Origin of the sequence: Streptococcus mitis (assembly GCF_946188615.1) — a bacterium.
Taxonomy (GTDB): domain Bacteria; phylum Bacillota; class Bacilli; order Lactobacillales; family Streptococcaceae; genus Streptococcus; species Streptococcus mitis_BZ.
In genome coordinates this window covers 77,307-93,992 of the sequence record NZ_CAMHVK010000003.1, presented here as the reverse complement: position 1 = coordinate 93,992, position 16,686 = coordinate 77,307, and the positions used below count along the sequence as shown (strand labels likewise).

The 16,686-nt window shown below is 40.9% G+C and carries 24 protein-coding genes and 1 pseudogene; all 25 read left to right on the top strand.

The genetic code is table 11. The features are described from left to right. Positions 1-4 precede the first annotated feature (4 nt). The 25 genes and pseudogenes from OCF95_RS03890 to rplF all read left to right on the top strand — a co-directional run bounded on the left by OCF95_RS03890 (position 5) and on the right by rplF (position 16,634). Positions 5-466: an SP_0198 family lipoprotein gene (locus tag OCF95_RS03890; RefSeq protein ID WP_000769495.1), complete on the top strand. Its 462-nt coding sequence runs from the start codon at positions 5-7 to the stop codon at positions 464-466. A 254-nt stretch (positions 467-720) separates the two neighbouring features. Continuing rightward, positions 721-2,253: a cardiolipin synthase gene (cls, locus tag OCF95_RS03885; protein WP_049502625.1), complete on the top strand. Its 1,533-nt coding sequence runs from the start codon at positions 721-723 to the stop codon at positions 2,251-2,253. Between the two features lie 254 nt (positions 2,254-2,507). Next, positions 2,508-4,061 (top strand): damage-inducible protein CinA, encoded by a 1,554-nt coding sequence (locus OCF95_RS03880; protein WP_261104934.1) that lies wholly within the window; start codon positions 2,508-2,510, stop codon positions 4,059-4,061. A gap of 119 nt (positions 4,062-4,180) precedes the next feature. Then, on the top strand, positions 4,181-6,388 hold the full coding sequence (nrdD, locus tag OCF95_RS03875; RefSeq protein ID WP_237447103.1) for an anaerobic ribonucleoside-triphosphate reductase: 2,208 nt from the start codon (positions 4,181-4,183) through the stop codon (positions 6,386-6,388). A gap of 11 nt (positions 6,389-6,399) precedes the next feature. Further along, on the top strand, positions 6,400-6,540 hold the full coding sequence (locus tag OCF95_RS03870; protein ID WP_000521618.1) for a hypothetical protein: 141 nt from the start codon (positions 6,400-6,402) through the stop codon (positions 6,538-6,540). A 43-nt stretch (positions 6,541-6,583) separates the two neighbouring features. Beyond that, positions 6,584-7,090, top strand: coding sequence for a GNAT family N-acetyltransferase (locus tag OCF95_RS03865; RefSeq protein WP_229294454.1), 507 nt, complete (start codon positions 6,584-6,586; stop codon positions 7,088-7,090). Further along, positions 7,083-7,673 carry an anaerobic ribonucleoside-triphosphate reductase activating protein gene (gene nrdG / locus OCF95_RS03860; RefSeq protein WP_237447102.1) on the top strand — a complete coding sequence of 197 codons (591 nt, stop codon included), beginning with the start codon at positions 7,083-7,085 and terminating at the stop codon, positions 7,671-7,673. The genes OCF95_RS03865 and nrdG overlap by 8 nt, the downstream gene beginning before the upstream one ends. Then, positions 7,670-8,294 (top strand): annotated as a pseudogene (locus OCF95_RS03855) (uridine kinase family protein). Before nrdG ends, OCF95_RS03855 begins: the two are co-directional and overlap by 4 nt. A gap of 244 nt (positions 8,295-8,538) precedes the next feature. Next, positions 8,539-8,847 (top strand): 30S ribosomal protein S10, encoded by a 309-nt coding sequence (gene rpsJ / locus OCF95_RS03850; RefSeq protein WP_001284513.1) that lies wholly within the window; start codon positions 8,539-8,541, stop codon positions 8,845-8,847. A gap of 82 nt (positions 8,848-8,929) precedes the next feature. After that, positions 8,930-9,556, top strand: a complete 627-nt coding sequence (rplC, locus tag OCF95_RS03845) for a 50S ribosomal protein L3 (protein ID WP_000160197.1) — start codon at positions 8,930-8,932, stop codon at positions 9,554-9,556. Positions 9,557-9,580: 24 nt separating this feature from the next. Continuing rightward, entirely contained in the window at positions 9,581-10,204 is a 624-nt protein-coding gene (rplD, locus tag OCF95_RS03840; RefSeq protein WP_000024549.1) for a 50S ribosomal protein L4, read from the top strand. Then, positions 10,204-10,500 carry a 50S ribosomal protein L23 gene (locus tag OCF95_RS03835; protein WP_001055347.1) on the top strand — a complete coding sequence of 99 codons (297 nt, stop codon included), beginning with the start codon at positions 10,204-10,206 and terminating at the stop codon, positions 10,498-10,500. The genes rplD and OCF95_RS03835 overlap by 1 nt, the downstream gene beginning before the upstream one ends. A gap of 17 nt (positions 10,501-10,517) precedes the next feature. Beyond that, positions 10,518-11,351, top strand: a complete 834-nt coding sequence (gene rplB / locus OCF95_RS03830; RefSeq protein ID WP_000512911.1) for a 50S ribosomal protein L2 — start codon at positions 10,518-10,520, stop codon at positions 11,349-11,351. Positions 11,352-11,454: 103 nt separating this feature from the next. Further along, positions 11,455-11,736, top strand: a complete 282-nt coding sequence (gene rpsS / locus OCF95_RS03825) for a 30S ribosomal protein S19 (RefSeq protein ID WP_000533766.1) — start codon at positions 11,455-11,457, stop codon at positions 11,734-11,736. A gap of 11 nt (positions 11,737-11,747) precedes the next feature. Further along, the gene (gene rplV, locus OCF95_RS03820) at positions 11,748-12,092 is read left to right on the top strand and encodes a 50S ribosomal protein L22 (RefSeq protein WP_000818137.1); all 345 of its coding nucleotides are present in this window, start codon (positions 11,748-11,750) and stop codon (positions 12,090-12,092) included. Between the two features lie 12 nt (positions 12,093-12,104). Beyond that, on the top strand, positions 12,105-12,758 hold the full coding sequence (gene rpsC / locus OCF95_RS03815) for a 30S ribosomal protein S3 (RefSeq protein WP_000529936.1): 654 nt from the start codon (positions 12,105-12,107) through the stop codon (positions 12,756-12,758). A gap of 3 nt (positions 12,759-12,761) precedes the next feature. Then, positions 12,762-13,175, top strand: coding sequence for a 50S ribosomal protein L16 (gene rplP, locus OCF95_RS03810; RefSeq protein ID WP_000960946.1), 414 nt, complete (start codon positions 12,762-12,764; stop codon positions 13,173-13,175). 9 nt (positions 13,176-13,184) lie between these two features. Continuing rightward, positions 13,185-13,391 carry a 50S ribosomal protein L29 gene (gene rpmC / locus OCF95_RS03805; RefSeq protein WP_000772918.1) on the top strand — a complete coding sequence of 69 codons (207 nt, stop codon included), beginning with the start codon at positions 13,185-13,187 and terminating at the stop codon, positions 13,389-13,391. Positions 13,392-13,415: 24 nt separating this feature from the next. After that, positions 13,416-13,676: a 30S ribosomal protein S17 gene (rpsQ, locus tag OCF95_RS03800; RefSeq protein ID WP_000440801.1), complete on the top strand. Its 261-nt coding sequence runs from the start codon at positions 13,416-13,418 to the stop codon at positions 13,674-13,676. 25 nt (positions 13,677-13,701) lie between these two features. Next, positions 13,702-14,070 carry a 50S ribosomal protein L14 gene (gene rplN, locus OCF95_RS03795; RefSeq protein ID WP_000616545.1) on the top strand — a complete coding sequence of 123 codons (369 nt, stop codon included), beginning with the start codon at positions 13,702-13,704 and terminating at the stop codon, positions 14,068-14,070. Between the two features lie 77 nt (positions 14,071-14,147). Then, positions 14,148-14,453 (top strand): 50S ribosomal protein L24, encoded by a 306-nt coding sequence (rplX, locus tag OCF95_RS03790; RefSeq protein ID WP_000497691.1) that lies wholly within the window; start codon positions 14,148-14,150, stop codon positions 14,451-14,453. Between the two features lie 23 nt (positions 14,454-14,476). Continuing rightward, positions 14,477-15,019 carry a 50S ribosomal protein L5 gene (gene rplE, locus OCF95_RS03785; RefSeq protein WP_000013542.1) on the top strand — a complete coding sequence of 181 codons (543 nt, stop codon included), beginning with the start codon at positions 14,477-14,479 and terminating at the stop codon, positions 15,017-15,019. Between the two features lie 17 nt (positions 15,020-15,036). Continuing rightward, positions 15,037-15,222 carry a type Z 30S ribosomal protein S14 gene (locus OCF95_RS03780; protein ID WP_001085697.1) on the top strand — a complete coding sequence of 62 codons (186 nt, stop codon included), beginning with the start codon at positions 15,037-15,039 and terminating at the stop codon, positions 15,220-15,222. Between the two features lie 284 nt (positions 15,223-15,506). Further along, positions 15,507-15,905, top strand: a complete 399-nt coding sequence (gene rpsH / locus OCF95_RS03775; RefSeq protein ID WP_000245504.1) for a 30S ribosomal protein S8 — start codon at positions 15,507-15,509, stop codon at positions 15,903-15,905. A 192-nt stretch (positions 15,906-16,097) separates the two neighbouring features. Further along, on the top strand, positions 16,098-16,634 hold the full coding sequence (gene rplF, locus OCF95_RS03770) for a 50S ribosomal protein L6 (RefSeq protein ID WP_049546952.1): 537 nt from the start codon (positions 16,098-16,100) through the stop codon (positions 16,632-16,634). Positions 16,635-16,686: the final 52 nt, after the last annotated feature.

Sequence of the window (16,686 nt, the reverse complement as noted above, 5' to 3'; positions counted from 1 at the left end):
CATCATGAAATTAAAAAGATTCACACTTTCTCTTGCTTCTCTAGCAAGTCTTAGTCTCTTAGTAGCTTGTTCACAAAGAGCTCAACAAGTTCAACAATCAGCAACTCAACCCCAAACACAACAAACTCAACAATCACAAGCTGCTTCATCTTCTACAGAAAATACAAATCAGGCAGCAGCAAATTCTTCACAAAATGTGCCCGAGGCTCAACCAACCAATATTGATGGAACTTATACCGGTCAGGACGAAGGAGACCGTATCACTTTAGTGGTAACTGGAACAACTGGTACATGGACACAGGTAGAAACTGACGGAGATCAAGAAATCAAGCAGGTTAGCTTCGATGCTGCCAATCAACGCATGATTATTGGGGATGATGCCAAGATTTATACAATTAATGGAAATCAGATGATTATCGACGATATGGATAGAGAAGCGTCTGATCGCATTGTTTTATCAAAATAGACTAGAAGGAGACTGGTTTTGTCAGTCTCTTTTGTTTTTACTCAGAAAAATGATTATAAATACTTGCCTTTTACCGAATACCTGCGTTATACTAGTATTAATTACCTGTTTTTAGCATTCATACTCTTCGAAAATCTCTTCAAACCACGTCAGCTTCCATCTGCAACCTCAAAACAGTGTTTTGAGCAACCTGCGACTAGCTTCCTAGTTTGCTCTTTGCTTTTCATTGAGTATCAAAATATCAAGGAGGGGATATGAAATATAGAAAATTTCAATTATTGATGTCCAAGTATGGCTTTAGTCTTTCGATTATGCTACTTGAACTTTGTCTTGTTTTTGGTTTCTTTCTCTATTTAGGGCGTATGGCCCCTATTCTATGGGTAATTGTCTTAATTTTTATGAGTATGGCGACTATCGTAGCGATTGTCAATCGCTCAATGGCGCCTGATAGTAAAGTGATGTGGTTAGTGGTGACTTTTGTTCCTGTCATTGGTCCCTTGCTCTATCTGATGTTTGGTGAAAGGCGATTGTCCAAAAAAGAAATCAAGCAGTTGGACAAACTTGGTTCTATGCATTTTCGGGAGGATAACAGTAAAGCTCTCCGCCAGAAATTGAAGGAAGATGATAAGGCGGCTTACGGAGTTATCAAATCTTTACTAAGTATGGATAGCAATGCCGATGTCTATGATCGAACAGATTCACAATTCTTTTCTTCGGGTGAGAGCATGTGGCAACATATGCTAGAAGACCTCAAGAAAGCTGAGAAATTTATCTTTCTAGAGTACTATATTGTCGAAGAAGGTTTGATGTGGAATAGCATACTAGATATATTAGAGCAAAAGGCAGCTCAGGGTGTAGAGATCAAGATGCTCTATGATGATATCGGCTGTATGGCGACTTTACCCGGAGACTACACTATTCAGCTTCGTAGTCGAGGAATTGAAGCCCATAAGTTTAACAAGGTGATTCCTCGTTTGACGGTGGCTTACAACAATCGGGACCATCGTAAAATCCTTGTCATAGATGGTCAGGTAGCTTATACAGGAGGCATTAACTTAGCCGATGAGTACATCAATCATGTAGAACGTTTTGGCTATTGGAAGGATAGTGGGATTCGCATAGATGGCCCTGGTGTCAAGGCTCTAACCCGTCTTTTTTTGATGACTTGGTACATCAATCGTGGGGAAATCAGCGATTTTGACCAGTATCACCTGGAAAATCAGCCTTGTTCTGGTCAAGGGCTCTGCATTCCTTACGGTAGTGGACCCAAGCCCATCTTCCGTACTCAAGTAGGGAAAAAAGTTTATCAAAGTTTGATTAATCAGGCTACTGATTCAGTCTATATCACAACACCCTATTTGATTATTGACTATGATTTAACTGAGAGTATTAAAAATGCAGCCATGAGGGGTGTTGATGTCCGCATCGTGACTCCTTTCATTCCGGATAAAAAATTAATCCAGCTCATAACAAGAGGAGCCTATCCGGATCTTTTGTCAGCAGGAGTCAGGATTTTTGAGTATAGTCCAGGCTTTATCCACAGTAAACAAATCCTAGTGGACAAGGACTTTGCTGCAGTTGGAACGATTAATTTAGATTATAGAAGTTTGCTTCATCACTATGAAGATGCAGTTTTGCTATATAAAACGGCATCAATCACAGAGATTCAAAAAGATTTTCAGGAGATTTTTTCAGTATCTCAAGAAATTTTCCCTCATACGATAAAAAATAGCTGGTATCAAAAATTGATTAAGGAAATTGCCCAGTTATTTGCCCCAATCTTATAAGAAATCTAGGACTTAGGACACAACCCAGTCCTATTTTTCTTGCCTTTTACGAATAGAAAGATAGAGGGGGAATGATGCTGACTCAGAAAGAATTGGATTATATCATGTCATTTAAACAGACGCATTTACACCGATTTCGGGAAATTGAAACCTTTGTGAAACTATGCAAAAAATCACTCAAACAGCCATCGCAAGCTGACAATTTTAGGTCTTTTTGATATACTAAGACAGATAAATTGAATAGGAGAAACGACATGGCTGTATATGGCAGAATCGAAGAAGTATCCGAAACGATACAGAGTAATGAAATTGAAAATAGATTGGATAGGAACCTTGAATCTCATGTAGAAAAAGAAGAACAGGTAGCTTTCCCGTTTTTCAGACTCATCATTGGAAGTACGATTGCAACGTTTTTTTCTGTGGTGATACCTTTACTTTTAGATATGGTAAGTCCCTCTCAGGCGCAGGATTTGTATATAGGGTGGGCTTGGCATCAGGGAGGACAGCTCTACAGTAGCTATTATGCTAGTCACGGTCTTATTTATTACTTGCTACTTTACATCACCCAAGGAGGCATTCTTTTTGCCTTGGTAGAATGGCTAGCCCTCTTAGGAGGAGGTTATTTCCTCTTTTCTTCAACTGACTATCTGACGGGACAAAGGGAACAAGCCAAGCAACTCTTAACCATATTTTATATTTTGGTATCCGGTCTCGGTTTTGGAGGAGGATATGCTACGATTTTAGCTTTGCCATTTCTGTTTGCAGGATTTTCGTTCATAGCAGCTTATCTATCAAATCCTAACCATGACAAGGGATTTCTACGTCTGGGGATTTTCTTGGCCCTATCATTTTTCATAGAGCCTCTTACAAGTCTTTTCTTTATTGCAGTAGTAACGATTGGTTTATTTGTCTTTAATGTTGGGCATGGCCGCCTTGCTCATGGAGTTTATCAGTTTTTTGCAGCAGCACTTGGCTTTTCTCTCATCTTTTACCCAGTAGGATATTATGTTCTTGCTTCAGGTGGTTTTGGAGAGGCTCTAGGGAGTCTTTTATATCCGATTGATTCCCTTCAGGTCTTTACCAATCCTCAACTAATGGATAATGTTGTATTCTATGGTTTGTTGACCTTTGGTTTAGGAGCTATCTTCCTTGTTTTTCTAGGTTTGTTCCAATCAAAGGCATCAAGATTATATGTTATTTCAGTACCAGCTAGTTTTGCTTTCTTATTTGTATTAGCCTTGTTGCTTTTTTCTCAAGAACCTCTTCACGGTTCGCGTTTGATTCTAATCCTTCCATTTTTACTCCTTCTTTTGATGACCAGTATTCGTTGGAAACATTCAGCTAGAGGAGCTCGTCGTCGGAGAAGAGAAGATGTTCCTACATTATGGAAAAAATTCATGAAGGGAAATCTCTACCTACCTATCCTAGTGGTGGTTTATCTGATTGCTATTCCTTTTGTGGCTCGTTTTGTCTTGCATCCAGCTTCTTATAGAGAACAACATCAAGTGGTAGATAGAGTCAAACAAGAGACGAGTGATGGTGACCAAATCTATATTTGGGATTCACATGTTCAGATGTATAAAGAAAGCCAGCGTTTGTCTGGATCCATGTTCCCATCACCTCTTCTTTACACGAGTACAGAAGAGAATAAAACTAGTTTAATCAATGACTTGAAAGAAAACAAACCTAAGGTGATTGTGGTGAATGATAAGGTAGCAGTCTGGTCTGAAGTGGAAACAATTTTGAAAGAAAATTACCAACAAGTAAAGACTGATTACTCAGAGTTTAAAGTCTATAAAATTAAATAACGAAATCAATATCTTGTGTATTTTTAAAAATTTTAGGATTTTTAACACAAGATATTGATTTTTCTTTTTAGAGTGGTATAATACTTTTTAGAAAGAACATTTTAGAAAAGAGCATGCATATGATTGCACTAGAAGAAAAAATTACAATTTTGCCAACTCTCTTCGTTGAAAAACGAGATGGGAGACGTGTTGTATTTGATGTGGACAAGATTGACAAGGCTCTCCACAAGGCGGCTGACAAGGTTATGGATGTGACACCCCTGGTCGAAAAACGCCTCGATGCTCTGACCGAGCGAATTGTCACAGAAATTCATAGTCGCTTTCCACAGGGGGTTAAGATTTACGAAATTCAAAATATCGTAGAACATGAACTCCTTGAAGCCAAAGAATATGCGCTAGCTGAGGAGTATATTACTTATCGGACACAAAGGGATTTTGAGCGTTCAAAAGCGACAGATATCAACTTTAGCATCCATAAACTTCTCAACAAAGACCAGGCCGTTGTCAATGAAAATGCTAATAAAGACAGCGATGTCTTTAATACCCAGCGTGATTTGACAGCAGGGATTGTTGGGAAATCAATCGGACTGCAAATGCTTCCTAAGCATGTAGCCAATGCCCATCAAAAAGGGGATATCCACTATCACGATTTGGACTACAGTCCTTATACACCTATGACCAACTGCTGTTTGATTGATTTCAAGGGGATGTTGGAGAATGGTTTTAAGATTGGAAATGCAGAGGTAGAAAGTCCCAAGTCTATCCAGACTGCGACAGCTCAGATTTCTCAAATTATCGCCAACGTTGCTTCTAGCCAGTACGGTGGCTGTTCAGCTGACCGTATCGATGAAGTTTTGGCGCCTTATGCAGAGAAGAATTACCAAAAACACCTCAAGGATGCGGAAGAATGGGTCTTACCTGACAAACGGGAAGATTACGCTTGGAAGAAAACCCAAAAAGATATCTATGATGCCATGCAATCTCTCGAGTATGAAATCAACACTCTCTTCACTTCAAATGGACAAACACCTTTCACTTCGCTAGGTTTTGGTCTAGGAACCAATCGTTTTGAGCGGGAAATTCAAAAAGCTATCTTAAACATTCGCATTAAGGGCCTTGGTTCAGAACACCGTACAGCCATCTTCCCTAAGCTCATTTTTACGCTAAAAAGAGGTCTTAACTTGGAAGAAGGGACTCCCAACTACGACATTAAGCAGTTGGCTCTTGAGTGTGCAACCAAGCGGATGTACCCAGACGTCTTGTCTTACGATAAGATTGTTGACTTGACAGGTTCCTTCAAGGTGCCTATGGGTTGCCGTTCGTTTCTTCAAGGTTGGAAGGATGAAAATGGTGTAGAAGTCAATTCAGGCCGTATGAATCTGGGTGTTGTGACAGTTAACCTACCTCGTATTGCTCTCGAGTCTGAAGGAGATATGAACAAGTTCTGGGAAATCTTCAACGAGCGTATGAATATCGCTGAAGATGCCCTGGTTTATCGTGTTGAACGGACCAAGGAAGCGACACCAGCTAATGCTCCTATCCTTTATCAATACGGTGCTTTTGGTCATCGTCTAGGTAAAGAAGAAAGTGTTGACCAGCTCTTTAAGAATCGTCGTGCGACAGTTTCGCTGGGCTATATCGGTTTGTATGAAGTAGCGACTGTTTTCTTTGGAAACAGCTGGGAAAGTAATCCAGATGCTAAGGAATTCACGCTAGATATCATTCGCGATATGAAACGCCGTGTAGAAGAGTGGTCTGACCAATATGGCTACCATTTCTCTATCTACTCAACACCATCTGAAAGTTTGACAGACCGTTTCTGCCGACTAGATACAGACAAGTTTGGTTCTATTCCTGATATTACAGACAAGGAATACTACACCAACTCTTTCCACTACGATGTTCGTAAAAATCCAACACCGTTTGAAAAATTGGACTTTGAGAAAGTCTATCCAGAAGCGGGTGCGTCAGGTGGTTTCATTCATTATTGTGAGTACCCAGTCCTTCAGCAAAATCCAAAGGCCCTGGAAGCTGTCTGGGACTATGCCTATGACCGTGTCGGCTATCTAGGAACCAATACTCCGATTGACCGTTGCTACAAGTGTGATTTTGAAGGGGATTTTGAACCAACTGAGAGAGGGTTTGCTTGTCCAAACTGTGGCAATAGTGACCCTAAAACAGTAGACGTTGTTAAACGGACTTGTGGTTATCTTGGCAATCCTCAAGCCAGACCTATGGTCAACGGCCGTCACAAGGAAATCGCTGCGCGTGTCAAACACATGAATGGCTCAACGATTAAAATAGCTGGCCATCAAGTAACAAATTAGAAAGAAATGAAATGGGAAAATATCAATTAGATGATAAAGGGCGCGCACAAGTGACCCGTTATCACGAGAAACACTCTAAAGGTGGAGCTGGTAAGAAAGAACGCTTGCTCAACCTCAGAGAACAATTTTTAAACAAGAATAAGAAAAAATAAAAGTGAGAGTCAACTCTCGCTTTTCTCTTAGTGGGAGGTAAGGATGGAACTACGCAGACCAAGATTAGCAGATAAGAAGGCTGTTATAGATATGATGGAGGAATTTGAAAAATATCAGTCGCCTCACGACGGTGGTTTCTGGGATACAGAGAATTTTTCCTATGAAGACTGGTTGGAAACAAATATGCAAAAAGAGATGGGAATTAACTTGCCTGAAAATCGTGTTCCTTCTATTCAATTTGTATCATTTGATGATGTAGGTCGTGCTCTAGGATTTTTGAATCTGCGATTGAGACTGAATGAGGGACTGCTGAATTATGCAGGGAATATAGGCTATTCTATCCGACCGTCTGAAAGAGGCAAAGGTTATGCTAAAGAAACTCTCCGACAAGGTTTACAACTGGCTAAGGCAAAGAACATTAAGAAAGCTCTTGTGACCTGTAGCGTGAATAATCCTGCTAGCAGAGCAGTCATTCTAGCAAATGGAGGGATTCTTGAAGATGTTCGTAATGGAGTTGAGCGTTATTGGATAGAGGTAGCGAATGAATAATCCAAAACCACAAGAATGGAAAAGTGAGGAACTTAGTCAAGGCCGTATCATTGACTACAAGGCCTTTAACTTTGTAGATGGAGAAGGCGTGCGTAACTCTCTCTATGTATCAGGTTGCATGTTTCATTGCGAGGGGTGTTATAATGTTGCGACTTGGTCTTTTAATGCTGGCATTCCCTATACAGCAGAATTAGAAGAACAAATTATGGCAGATCTTGCTCAGCCCTATGTTCAAGGCTTGACTTTGTTGGGAGGAGAACCTTTTCTCAATACGGGTATTCTCTTGCCGCTCGTTAAACGCATCCGAAAGGAATTGCCAGACAAAGATATCTGGTCCTGGACGGGCTACACTTGGGAAGAAATGATGTTGGAAACTCCAGACAAACTGGAACTCTTATCACTAATTGACATTCTTGTCGATGGACGGTATGACCGAACTAAGAGAAATCTCATGCTCCAGTTTCGGGGTTCGTCTAATCAACGAATTATTGATGTACAAAAATCCCTCACAAGTGGGCAAGTAGTGGTTTGGGACAAGCTCAATGACGGAAAAGAAAGCTATGAACAGGTGAAGAGAGAGTGAAGAAAAAAGACTTAATAGAAGAACTGGTCTCAGAAATAAAAGCAGGAAAAGTCAAGACACTGGGAATATACGGTCATGGAGCTTCAGGTAAATCAACCTTTGCACAGGAATTGTACCAAGCTTTAGATTCTACTACAGTAAATTTGATAGAAACAGATCCTTATATCACCTCCGGACGCCATTTGGTAGTACCAAAGGACGCGCCAAATCAAAAGCTAAAAGCCTGTCTGCCAGTGGCGCATGAACTGGCGAGTTTGGAGCGAGATATCCTCGCGTTGCAGGCAGGTATGGATATCTTAACAATTGAAGAACCTTGGAAAGCTAGTGAGATCTTGCCTGGAGCAAAACCGATTTTGATTGTCGAAGGGATGTCTGTGGGCTTTTTACCCAAAGAACTCTTTGACAAAACCATCTGTTTCTACACGGATGAGGACACCGAATTAAAGCGGCGCCTAGCTCGAGATACGACTGTGAGAAATCGCGATGCATCCTTTATATTGGCTAGCCATAAGATGAGACGGGAGCAGTATCTGCTATACTAAAGAAACTGAGTCAAGGGCGGACATTCTAGTGGACCAATCAGAAGGTAAAATTGATGTCAAGAGAACTCAACTTATATAGAAGAAAATCCCTAATTTTAGAAAGAAAAAATAGGAAAACAGTTTCATTGTAAAAAAACGAAAAAACAGCAACAAATCCCTTGCAATCGCAGGAGCTTTGTGTTATTCTATTATGGTGCTGTAAATTACAGCCTTAGCTTTGATGCAAGAGGTTGCGACACGCTCGGATGCATTGCCACGCAACACCGCGTCGGTTTTCTTGTGGAGCTAGCCTATTATCTTAAATAGACGAAAAGGAGAAAAAGATGGCAAACAAAAAAATCCGTATCCGTTTGAAAGCTTACGAACACCGTACGCTTGATACAGCGGCTGCAAAAATCGTAGAATCAGCTACTCGTACAGGTGCACAAGTTGCGGGTCCAATCCCACTTCCAACTGAGCGTAGCCTCTACACAATCATTCGTGCGACTCACAAATATAAAGATTCTCGCGAACAATTTGAAATGCGTACACACAAACGTTTGATCGATATCGTTAACCCAACTCAAAAAACAGTTGATGCTTTGATGAAATTGGATCTTCCAAGTGGTGTAAACGTAGAAATCAAACTTTAATCTAAAGCTTGATACCTTGAGCATAAAAAACGCTCGTTAAAAACTTTTTGAATAAAAAATATAGAAAAGGAACTATTTTCTCATGACAAAAGGAATCTTAGGGAAAAAAGTGGGAATGACTCAAATCTTCACTGAAGCTGGCGAATTGATCCCTGTAACAGTTATTGAAGCAACTCCAAACGTTGTTCTTCAAGTTAAAACTGTTGAAACAGACGGATACAACGCTATCCAAGTTGGTTTCGATGACAAACGCGAAGTATTGAGCAACAAACCTGCTAAAGGACATGTAGCGAAAGCTAACACGGCTCCTAAGCGCTTCATTCGTGAATTCAAAAACGTTGAAGGCTTGGAAGTTGGTGCTGAAATCACAGTTGAAACATTCGCAGCTGGAGACGTTGTTGACGTAACTGGTACTTCTAAAGGTAAAGGTTTCCAAGGTGTTATCAAACGCCACGGACAATCACGTGGACCAATGGCTCACGGTTCTCGTTACCACCGTCGTCCAGGTTCTATGGGACCTGTTGCACCTAACCGCGTATTCAAAGGTAAAAACCTTGCAGGACGCATGGGTGGCGACCGCGTAACAATTCAAAACCTTGAAGTTGTACAAGTTGTTCCAGAAAAGAACGTTATCCTTATCAAAGGTAACGTACCAGGTGCTAAGAAATCTCTTATCACTATCAAATCAGCAGTTAAAGCTGGTAAATAATAAGGAAAGGGGAATACAGTCAAAATGGCAAATGTAACATTATTCGACCAAACTGGTAAACAAGCTGGCGAAGTTGTTCTTAACGATGCAATCTTTGGTATCGAACCAAACCAATCTGTTGTGTTTGATGTGATCATCAGCCAACGTGCTAGCCTTCGTCAAGGAACTCACGCAGTTAAAAACCGCTCAGCTGTTTCAGGTGGCGGACGCAAACCATGGCGTCAAAAAGGAACTGGACGTGCTCGTCAAGGTTCTATCCGCTCTCCACAATGGCGTGGTGGTGGAATCGTCTTCGGACCAACTCCACGTAGCTATGCGTACAAACTTCCTCAAAAAGTTCGTCGCCTTGCGCTTAAATCTGTTTACTCAGAAAAAGTTGCTGAAAATAAATTTGTAGCCGTTGATTCTCTTGAATTTACAGCTCCAAAAACTGCTGAATTTGCAAAAGTTCTTGCAGCTTTGAGCATCGATTCTAAAGTCCTTGTTATTCTTGAAGAAGGAAACGAATTCGCAGCTCTCTCAGCTCGTAACCTTCCAAACGTGAAAGTTGCGACTGCTACAACTGCAAGTGTTCTTGACATCGCAAATAGTGACAAACTTCTTGTTACTCAAGCAGCTATCTCTAAAATCGAGGAGGTTCTTGCATAATGAATTTGTATGATGTTATCAAAAAACCTGTCATCACTGAAAGCTCAATGGCTCAACTTGAAGCAGGAAAATATGTATTTGAAGTTGACACTCGTGCACACAAACTTTTGATCAAGCAAGCTGTTGAAGCTGCTTTCGAAGGTGTTAAAGTTGCCAACGTTAACACAATCAACGTAAAACCAAAAGCTAAACGTGTTGGACGTTACACTGGTTTTACTAACAAAACTAAAAAAGCTATCATCACACTTACAGCTGATTCAAAAGCAATCGAGTTGTTTGCTGCTGAAGCTGAATAATCTAAGGAGGAAATATCGTGGGAATTCGTGTTTATAAACCAACAACAAACGGTCGCCGTAATATGACTTCTTTGGATTTCGCTGAAATCACAACAAGCACTCCTGAAAAATCATTGCTTGTTGCATTGAAGAGCAAGGCTGGTCGTAACAACAACGGTCGTATCACAGTTCGTCACCAAGGTGGTGGACACAAACGTTTCTACCGTTTGGTTGACTTCAAACGTAACAAAGACAACGTTGAAGCAGTTGTTAAAACAATCGAGTACGATCCAAACCGTTCTGCAAACATCGCTCTTGTACACTACACTGACGGTGTGAAAGCATACATCATCGCTCCAAAAGGTCTTGAAGTTGGTCAACGTATCGTTTCAGGTCCAGAAGCAGATATCAAAGTCGGAAACGCTCTTCCACTTGCTAATATCCCAGTTGGTACTTTGATCCACAACATCGAGTTGAAACCAGGTCGTGGTGGTGAATTGGTACGTGCTGCTGGTGCATCTGCTCAAGTATTGGGTTCTGAAGGTAAATACGTTCTTGTTCGTCTTCAATCAGGTGAAGTTCGTATGATTCTTGGAACTTGCCGTGCTACAGTTGGTGTTGTCGGAAACGAACAACATGGACTTGTAAACCTTGGTAAAGCAGGACGTAGCCGTTGGAAAGGTATCCGCCCAACAGTTCGTGGTTCTGTAATGAACCCTAACGATCACCCACACGGTGGTGGTGAAGGTAAAGCACCAGTTGGTCGTAAAGCACCATCTACTCCATGGGGCAAACCTGCTCTTGGTCTTAAAACTCGTAACAAGAAAGCGAAATCTGACAAACTTATCGTTCGTCGTCGCAACGAGAAATAATATTAAACTAGTCGCTTAAGCAACTAGTAAATCCGCCAGCTCGGTAGCGCTCCATAGGAGCGCAAGCCGCTGTGGTACAACATTTAAAGGAGAAAATATAAAAATGGGACGCAGTCTTAAAAAAGGACCTTTCGTCGATGAGCATTTGATGAAAAAAGTTGAAGCTCAAGCTAACGACGAAAAGAAAAAAGTTATTAAAACTTGGTCACGTCGTTCAACGATCTTCCCAAGTTTCATTGGTTACACTATTGCAGTTTATGACGGACGTAAACACGTACCTGTTTACATTCAAGAAGACATGGTAGGTCACAAACTTGGTGAATTTGCACCAACTCGTACTTACAAAGGTCACGCTGCAGACGACAAGAAAACACGTAGAAAATAAGGAGAACATAAATGGCAGAAATTACTTCAGCTAAAGCAATGGCTCGTACAGTACGTGTTTCACCTCGTAAATCACGTCTTGTTCTTGATAACATCCGTGGTAAAAGCGTAGCCGATGCAATCGCAATCTTGACATTCACTCCAAACAAAGCTGCTGAAATCATCTTGAAAGTTTTGAACTCAGCTGTAGCTAACGCTGAAAACAACTTTGGTTTGGATAAAGCTAACTTGGTAGTATCTGAAGCATTCGCAAACGAAGGACCAACTATGAAACGTTTCCGTCCACGTGCGAAAGGTTCAGCTTCACCAATCAACAAACGTACAGCTCACATCACTGTAGCTGTTGCAGAAAAATAAGGAGGTAAAATCGTGGGTCAAAAAGTACATCCAATTGGTATGCGTGTCGGCATCATCCGTGATTGGGATGCCAAATGGTATGCTGAAAAAGAATACGCGGATTACCTTCATGAAGATCTTGCAATCCGTAAATTCGTTCAAAAAGAACTTGCTGACGCAGCAGTTTCAACTATCGAAATCGAACGCGCAGTAAACAAAGTTAACGTTTCACTTCACACTGCTAAACCAGGTATGGTTATCGGTAAAGGTGGTGCAAACGTTGATGCACTCCGTGCAAAACTTAACAAATTGACTGGAAAACAAGTACACATCAACATCATCGAAATCAAACAACCTGATTTGGATGCTCACCTTGTAGGTGAAGGTATTGCTCGTCAATTGGAGCAACGTGTTGCTTTCCGTCGTGCACAAAAACAAGCAATCCAACGTGCAATGCGTGCTGGAGCTAAAGGAATCAAAACTCAAGTATCAGGTCGTTTGAACGGTGCAGATATTGCCCGTGCTGAAGGATACTCTGAAGGAACTGTTCCACTTCACACACTTCGTGCAGATATCGATTACGCTTGGGAAGAAGCAGATACTACATACGGTAAACTTGGTGTTAAAGTATGGATCTACCGTGGTGAAGTTCTTCCAGCTCGCAAAAACACTAAAGGAGGTAAATAACCAATGTTAGTACCTAAACGTGTTAAACACCGTCGTGAATTCCGTGGAAAAATGCGCGGTGAAGCAAAAGGTGGAAAAGAAGTAGCATTCGGTGAATACGGTCTTCAAGCTACAACTAGCCACTGGATCACTAACCGCCAAATCGAAGCTGCTCGTATCGCCATGACTCGTTACATGAAACGTGGTGGTAAAGTTTGGATTAAAATCTTCCCACACAAATCATACACTGCTAAAGCTATCGGTGTGCGTATGGGATCTGGTAAAGGGGCACCTGAAGGTTGGGTAGCACCAGTTAAACGTGGTAAAGTGATGTTCGAAATCGCTGGTGTATCTGAAGAGATCGCTCGCGAAGCGCTTCGTCTTGCTAGCCACAAATTGCCAGTTAAATGTAAATTCGTAAAACGTGAAGCAGAATAAGGAGAAGGCATGAAACTTAATGAAGTAAAAGAATTTGTTAAAGAACTTCGTGGTCTTTCTCAAGAAGAACTCGCGAAGCGCGAAAACGAATTGAAAAAAGAATTGTTTGAACTTCGTTTCCAAGCTGCTACTGGTCAATTGGAACAAACAGCTCGCTTGAAAGAAGTTAAAAAACAAATCGCTCGTATCAAAACAGTTCAATCTGAAGCGAAATAATAGACTAGGGAAGGAGAAATTTCAATGGAACGCAATAATCGTAAAGTTCTTGTTGGACGTGTTGTATCTGACAAAATGGACAAGACAATCACAGTTGTAGTTGAAACAAAACGTAACCACCCAGTCTATGGTAAACGTATTAACTACTCTAAAAAATACAAAGCTCATGATGAAAACAATGTTGCCAAAGAAGGCGATATCGTACGTATCATGGAAACTCGCCCGCTTTCAGCTACAAAACGTTTCCGTCTTGTAGAAGTTGTTGAAGAAGCGGTCATCATCTAATCAAACCTGAAAGGAGAAAACTGAAATGATTCAAACAGAAACTCGTTTGAAAGTCGCAGACAACAGCGGTGCTCGCGAAATCTTGACTATCAAAGTTCTTGGTGGTTCAGGACGTAAATTTGCAAACATCGGTGATGTTATCGTGGCATCTGTAAAACAAGCTACTCCTGGTGGTGCGGTTAAAAAAGGTGACGTTGTTAAAGCAGTTATCGTTCGTACTAAATCAGGTGCTCGTCGTGCTGATGGTTCATACATCAAATTTGACGAAAACGCAGCAGTTATCATCCGTGAAGACAAAACTCCTCGCGGAACACGTATCTTTGGCCCAGTTGCACGTGAATTGCGTGAAGGTGGCTTCATGAAGATCGTGTCACTTGCTCCAGAAGTACTTTAATTTTTAGAAACAAACTAGTCCCCTAGCTTCAAGCTAGGGTGCCCTTATGGGCGTAAGAAAAATCAAGGAGAAACCTAATGTTTGTAAAAAAAGGCGACAAAGTTCGCGTAATCGCTGGTAAAGATAAGGGAACAGAAGCTGTTGTCCTTACTGCCCTTCCAAAAGTAAACAAAGTTATCGTTGAAGGTGTTAACATCGTTAAGAAACACCAACGTCCAACTAACGAACTTCCTCAAGGTGGTATCATCGAGAAAGAAGCAGCTATCCACGTATCAAACGTTCAAGTTTTGGACAAAAATGGTGTAGCTGGTCGTGTTGGTTACAAATTTGTAGACGGTAAAAAAGTTCGCTACAACAAAAAATCAGGCGAAGTGCTTGATTAATCACGAAGGAAAGGAGAAGTATAATGGCAAATCGTTTAAAAGAAAAATATCTTAATGAAGTAGTTCCTGCTTTGACAGAACAATTCAACTACTCATCAGTGATGGCTGTGCCTAAAGTAGATAAGATCGTTTTGAACATGGGTGTTGGTGAAGCTGTATCAAACGCTAAAAGCCTTGAAAAAGCTGCTGAAGAATTGGCACTTATCTCAGGTCAAAAACCACTTATCACTAAAGCTAAAAAATCAATCGCCGGCTTCCGTCTTCGTGAAGGTGTTGCGATCGGTGCAAAAGTTACCCTTCGTGGTGAACGTATGTACGAATTCTTGGATAAATTGGTTTCAGTTTCACTTCCACGTGTACGTGACTTCCACGGTGTTCCAACAAAATCATTTGATGGACGCGGAAACTACACACTTGGTGTGAAAGAACAATTGATTTTCCCAGAAATCAACTTCGATGACGTTGACAAAACTCGTGGTCTTGACATCGTTATCGTAACAACTGCTAACACTGACGAAGAGTCACGTGCATTGCTTACAGGCCTTGGAATGCCTTTTGCAAAATAATATAGGAGGTAAATCTAATGGCTAAAAAATCAATGATTGCTAAGAACAAACGTCCAGCGAAGTTCTCTACTCAAGCTTATACTCGTTGTGAAAAATGTGGTCGTCCACATTCAGTTTACCGCAAATTTAAACTTTGCCGTGTTTGCTTCCGTGAATTAGCTTACAAAGGACAAATCCCAGGCGTTACCAAAGCATCTTGGTAATTTAAGATATCAAGAGCGTCAAAACTCTAAGTGAAAATAGGAAACTTGACGAAGAAACTGAAGTTTCTAGGAAAGTTTATCTTTTTCACACAGAGTTTAGCCCGGGTTCAGTTGGGCTTGCCAATTTGAACACGAGCTACAGCTTTGGCAAAAAAGACCAATTTTCTTTGGAGCATCGCTCCTGCATCAAATTGCCTATTTTTGCTCTTGCTGTTACGCTCTTTGTATCATGTATTAACTAGCAAGTGCAACTTGCAAACTACTAGTAAGAGGAGAAAAACAAAATGGTTATGACTGACCCAATCGCAGACTTCCTAACTCGTATTCGTAATGCTAACCAAGCTAAACACGAAGTACTTGAAGTACCTGCATCAAACATCAAAAAAGGGATTGCTGAAATCCTTAAACGCGAAGGTTTTGTAAAAAACGTTGAAATCATCGAAGATGACAAACAAGGCATCATCCGTGTATTCCTTAAATACGGACCAAACGGTGAAAAAGTTATCACTAACTTGAAACGTGTTTCTAAACCAGGACTTCGCGTCTACAAAAAACGTGAAGACCTTCCAAAAGTTCTTAACGGACTTGGAATTGCTATCCTTTCAACTTCTGAAGGTTTGCTCACTGATAAAGAAGCACGCCAAAAGAATGTTGGTGGGGAAGTTATCGCTTACGTTTGGTAAAATCAAGATACAAAGCTCGTAAAGAACAAAGCAAAATTAGAAAGTTGGAGAAGTTTGTTGACAAACAAGCCAACTTATCTATTTTGCACAGTTCTTAGAGCGTGTTCAGTTCAGTTTTTGAACTAAATAAGTATCTGAACCCCCGTGAAAACTGGCCGTTTAGGCCTGACAATCTAACAGGAGAAAATAAACATGTCACGTATTGGTAATAAAGTTATCGTGTTGCCTGCTGGTGTAGAAATCACTAACAATGACAACGTTGTAACTGTAAAAGGACCTAAAGGAGAACTTACTCGTGAGTTCTCAAAAGATATTGAAATCCGTGTGGAAGGTAGTGAAGTAACTCTTCACCGTCCAAACGATTCAAAAGAAATGAAAACTATCCACGGAACTACTCGTGCCCTTTTGAACAACATGGTTATTGGTGTATCAGAAGGATTCAAGAAAGAACTTGAAATGCGCGGGGTTGGTTACCGTGCACAACTTCAAGGATCTAAACTTGTTTTGGCTGTTGGTAAATCTCATCCAGACGAAGTTGAAGCTCCAGAAGGAATTACTTTTGAACTTCCAAACCCAACAACAATCGTTGTTAGCGGAATTTCAAAAGAAGTAGTTGGTCAAACAGCTGCTTACGTACGTAGCCTTCGTTCACCAGAGCCATATAAAGGTAAAGGTATCCGTTACGTTGGTGAATTCGTTCGCCGTAAAGAAGGTAAAACAGGTAAATAATGTTGAGTGGTTGAGTCTCAACCACCAACCTATTTTCCAACTTTGTGCATAG

What these genes read in the sequence shown, in the direction of transcription:
- OCF95_RS03865 (WP_229294454.1), top strand. Translation starts at nt 6,584, where the DNA reads ATGGAACTACGCAGACCAAGATTAGCAGATAAGAAGGCTGTTATAGAT.
- rpmC (WP_000772918.1), top strand. Translation starts at nt 13,185, where the DNA reads ATGAAACTTAATGAAGTAAAAGAATTTGTTAAAGAACTTCGTGGTCTT.
- rpsS (WP_000533766.1), top strand. Translation starts at nt 11,455, where the DNA reads ATGGGACGCAGTCTTAAAAAAGGACCTTTCGTCGATGAGCATTTGATG.
- OCF95_RS03890 (WP_000769495.1), top strand. Translation starts at nt 5, where the DNA reads ATGAAATTAAAAAGATTCACACTTTCTCTTGCTTCTCTAGCAAGTCTT.
- rpsJ (WP_001284513.1), top strand. Translation starts at nt 8,539, where the DNA reads ATGGCAAACAAAAAAATCCGTATCCGTTTGAAAGCTTACGAACACCGT.
- OCF95_RS03780 (WP_001085697.1), top strand. Translation starts at nt 15,037, where the DNA reads ATGGCTAAAAAATCAATGATTGCTAAGAACAAACGTCCAGCGAAGTTC.
- rpsH (WP_000245504.1), top strand. Translation starts at nt 15,507, where the DNA reads ATGGTTATGACTGACCCAATCGCAGACTTCCTAACTCGTATTCGTAAT.
- rplP (WP_000960946.1), top strand. Translation starts at nt 12,762, where the DNA reads ATGTTAGTACCTAAACGTGTTAAACACCGTCGTGAATTCCGTGGAAAA.
- rplE (WP_000013542.1), top strand. Translation starts at nt 14,477, where the DNA reads ATGGCAAATCGTTTAAAAGAAAAATATCTTAATGAAGTAGTTCCTGCT.
- rplF (WP_049546952.1), top strand. Translation starts at nt 16,098, where the DNA reads ATGTCACGTATTGGTAATAAAGTTATCGTGTTGCCTGCTGGTGTAGAA.
- rpsQ (WP_000440801.1), top strand. Translation starts at nt 13,416, where the DNA reads ATGGAACGCAATAATCGTAAAGTTCTTGTTGGACGTGTTGTATCTGAC.
- rplD (WP_000024549.1), top strand. Translation starts at nt 9,581, where the DNA reads ATGGCAAATGTAACATTATTCGACCAAACTGGTAAACAAGCTGGCGAA.
- rplC (WP_000160197.1), top strand. Translation starts at nt 8,930, where the DNA reads ATGACAAAAGGAATCTTAGGGAAAAAAGTGGGAATGACTCAAATCTTC.
- nrdG (WP_237447102.1), top strand. Translation starts at nt 7,083, where the DNA reads ATGAATAATCCAAAACCACAAGAATGGAAAAGTGAGGAACTTAGTCAA.
- OCF95_RS03880 (WP_261104934.1), top strand. Translation starts at nt 2,508, where the DNA reads ATGGCTGTATATGGCAGAATCGAAGAAGTATCCGAAACGATACAGAGT.
- rplN (WP_000616545.1), top strand. Translation starts at nt 13,702, where the DNA reads ATGATTCAAACAGAAACTCGTTTGAAAGTCGCAGACAACAGCGGTGCT.
- nrdD (WP_237447103.1), top strand. Translation starts at nt 4,181, where the DNA reads ATGATTGCACTAGAAGAAAAAATTACAATTTTGCCAACTCTCTTCGTT.
- rplV (WP_000818137.1), top strand. Translation starts at nt 11,748, where the DNA reads ATGGCAGAAATTACTTCAGCTAAAGCAATGGCTCGTACAGTACGTGTT.
- cls (WP_049502625.1), top strand. Translation starts at nt 721, where the DNA reads ATGAAATATAGAAAATTTCAATTATTGATGTCCAAGTATGGCTTTAGT.
- OCF95_RS03835 (WP_001055347.1), top strand. Translation starts at nt 10,204, where the DNA reads ATGAATTTGTATGATGTTATCAAAAAACCTGTCATCACTGAAAGCTCA.
- OCF95_RS03870 (WP_000521618.1), top strand. Translation starts at nt 6,400, where the DNA reads ATGGGAAAATATCAATTAGATGATAAAGGGCGCGCACAAGTGACCCGT.
- rplX (WP_000497691.1), top strand. Translation starts at nt 14,148, where the DNA reads ATGTTTGTAAAAAAAGGCGACAAAGTTCGCGTAATCGCTGGTAAAGAT.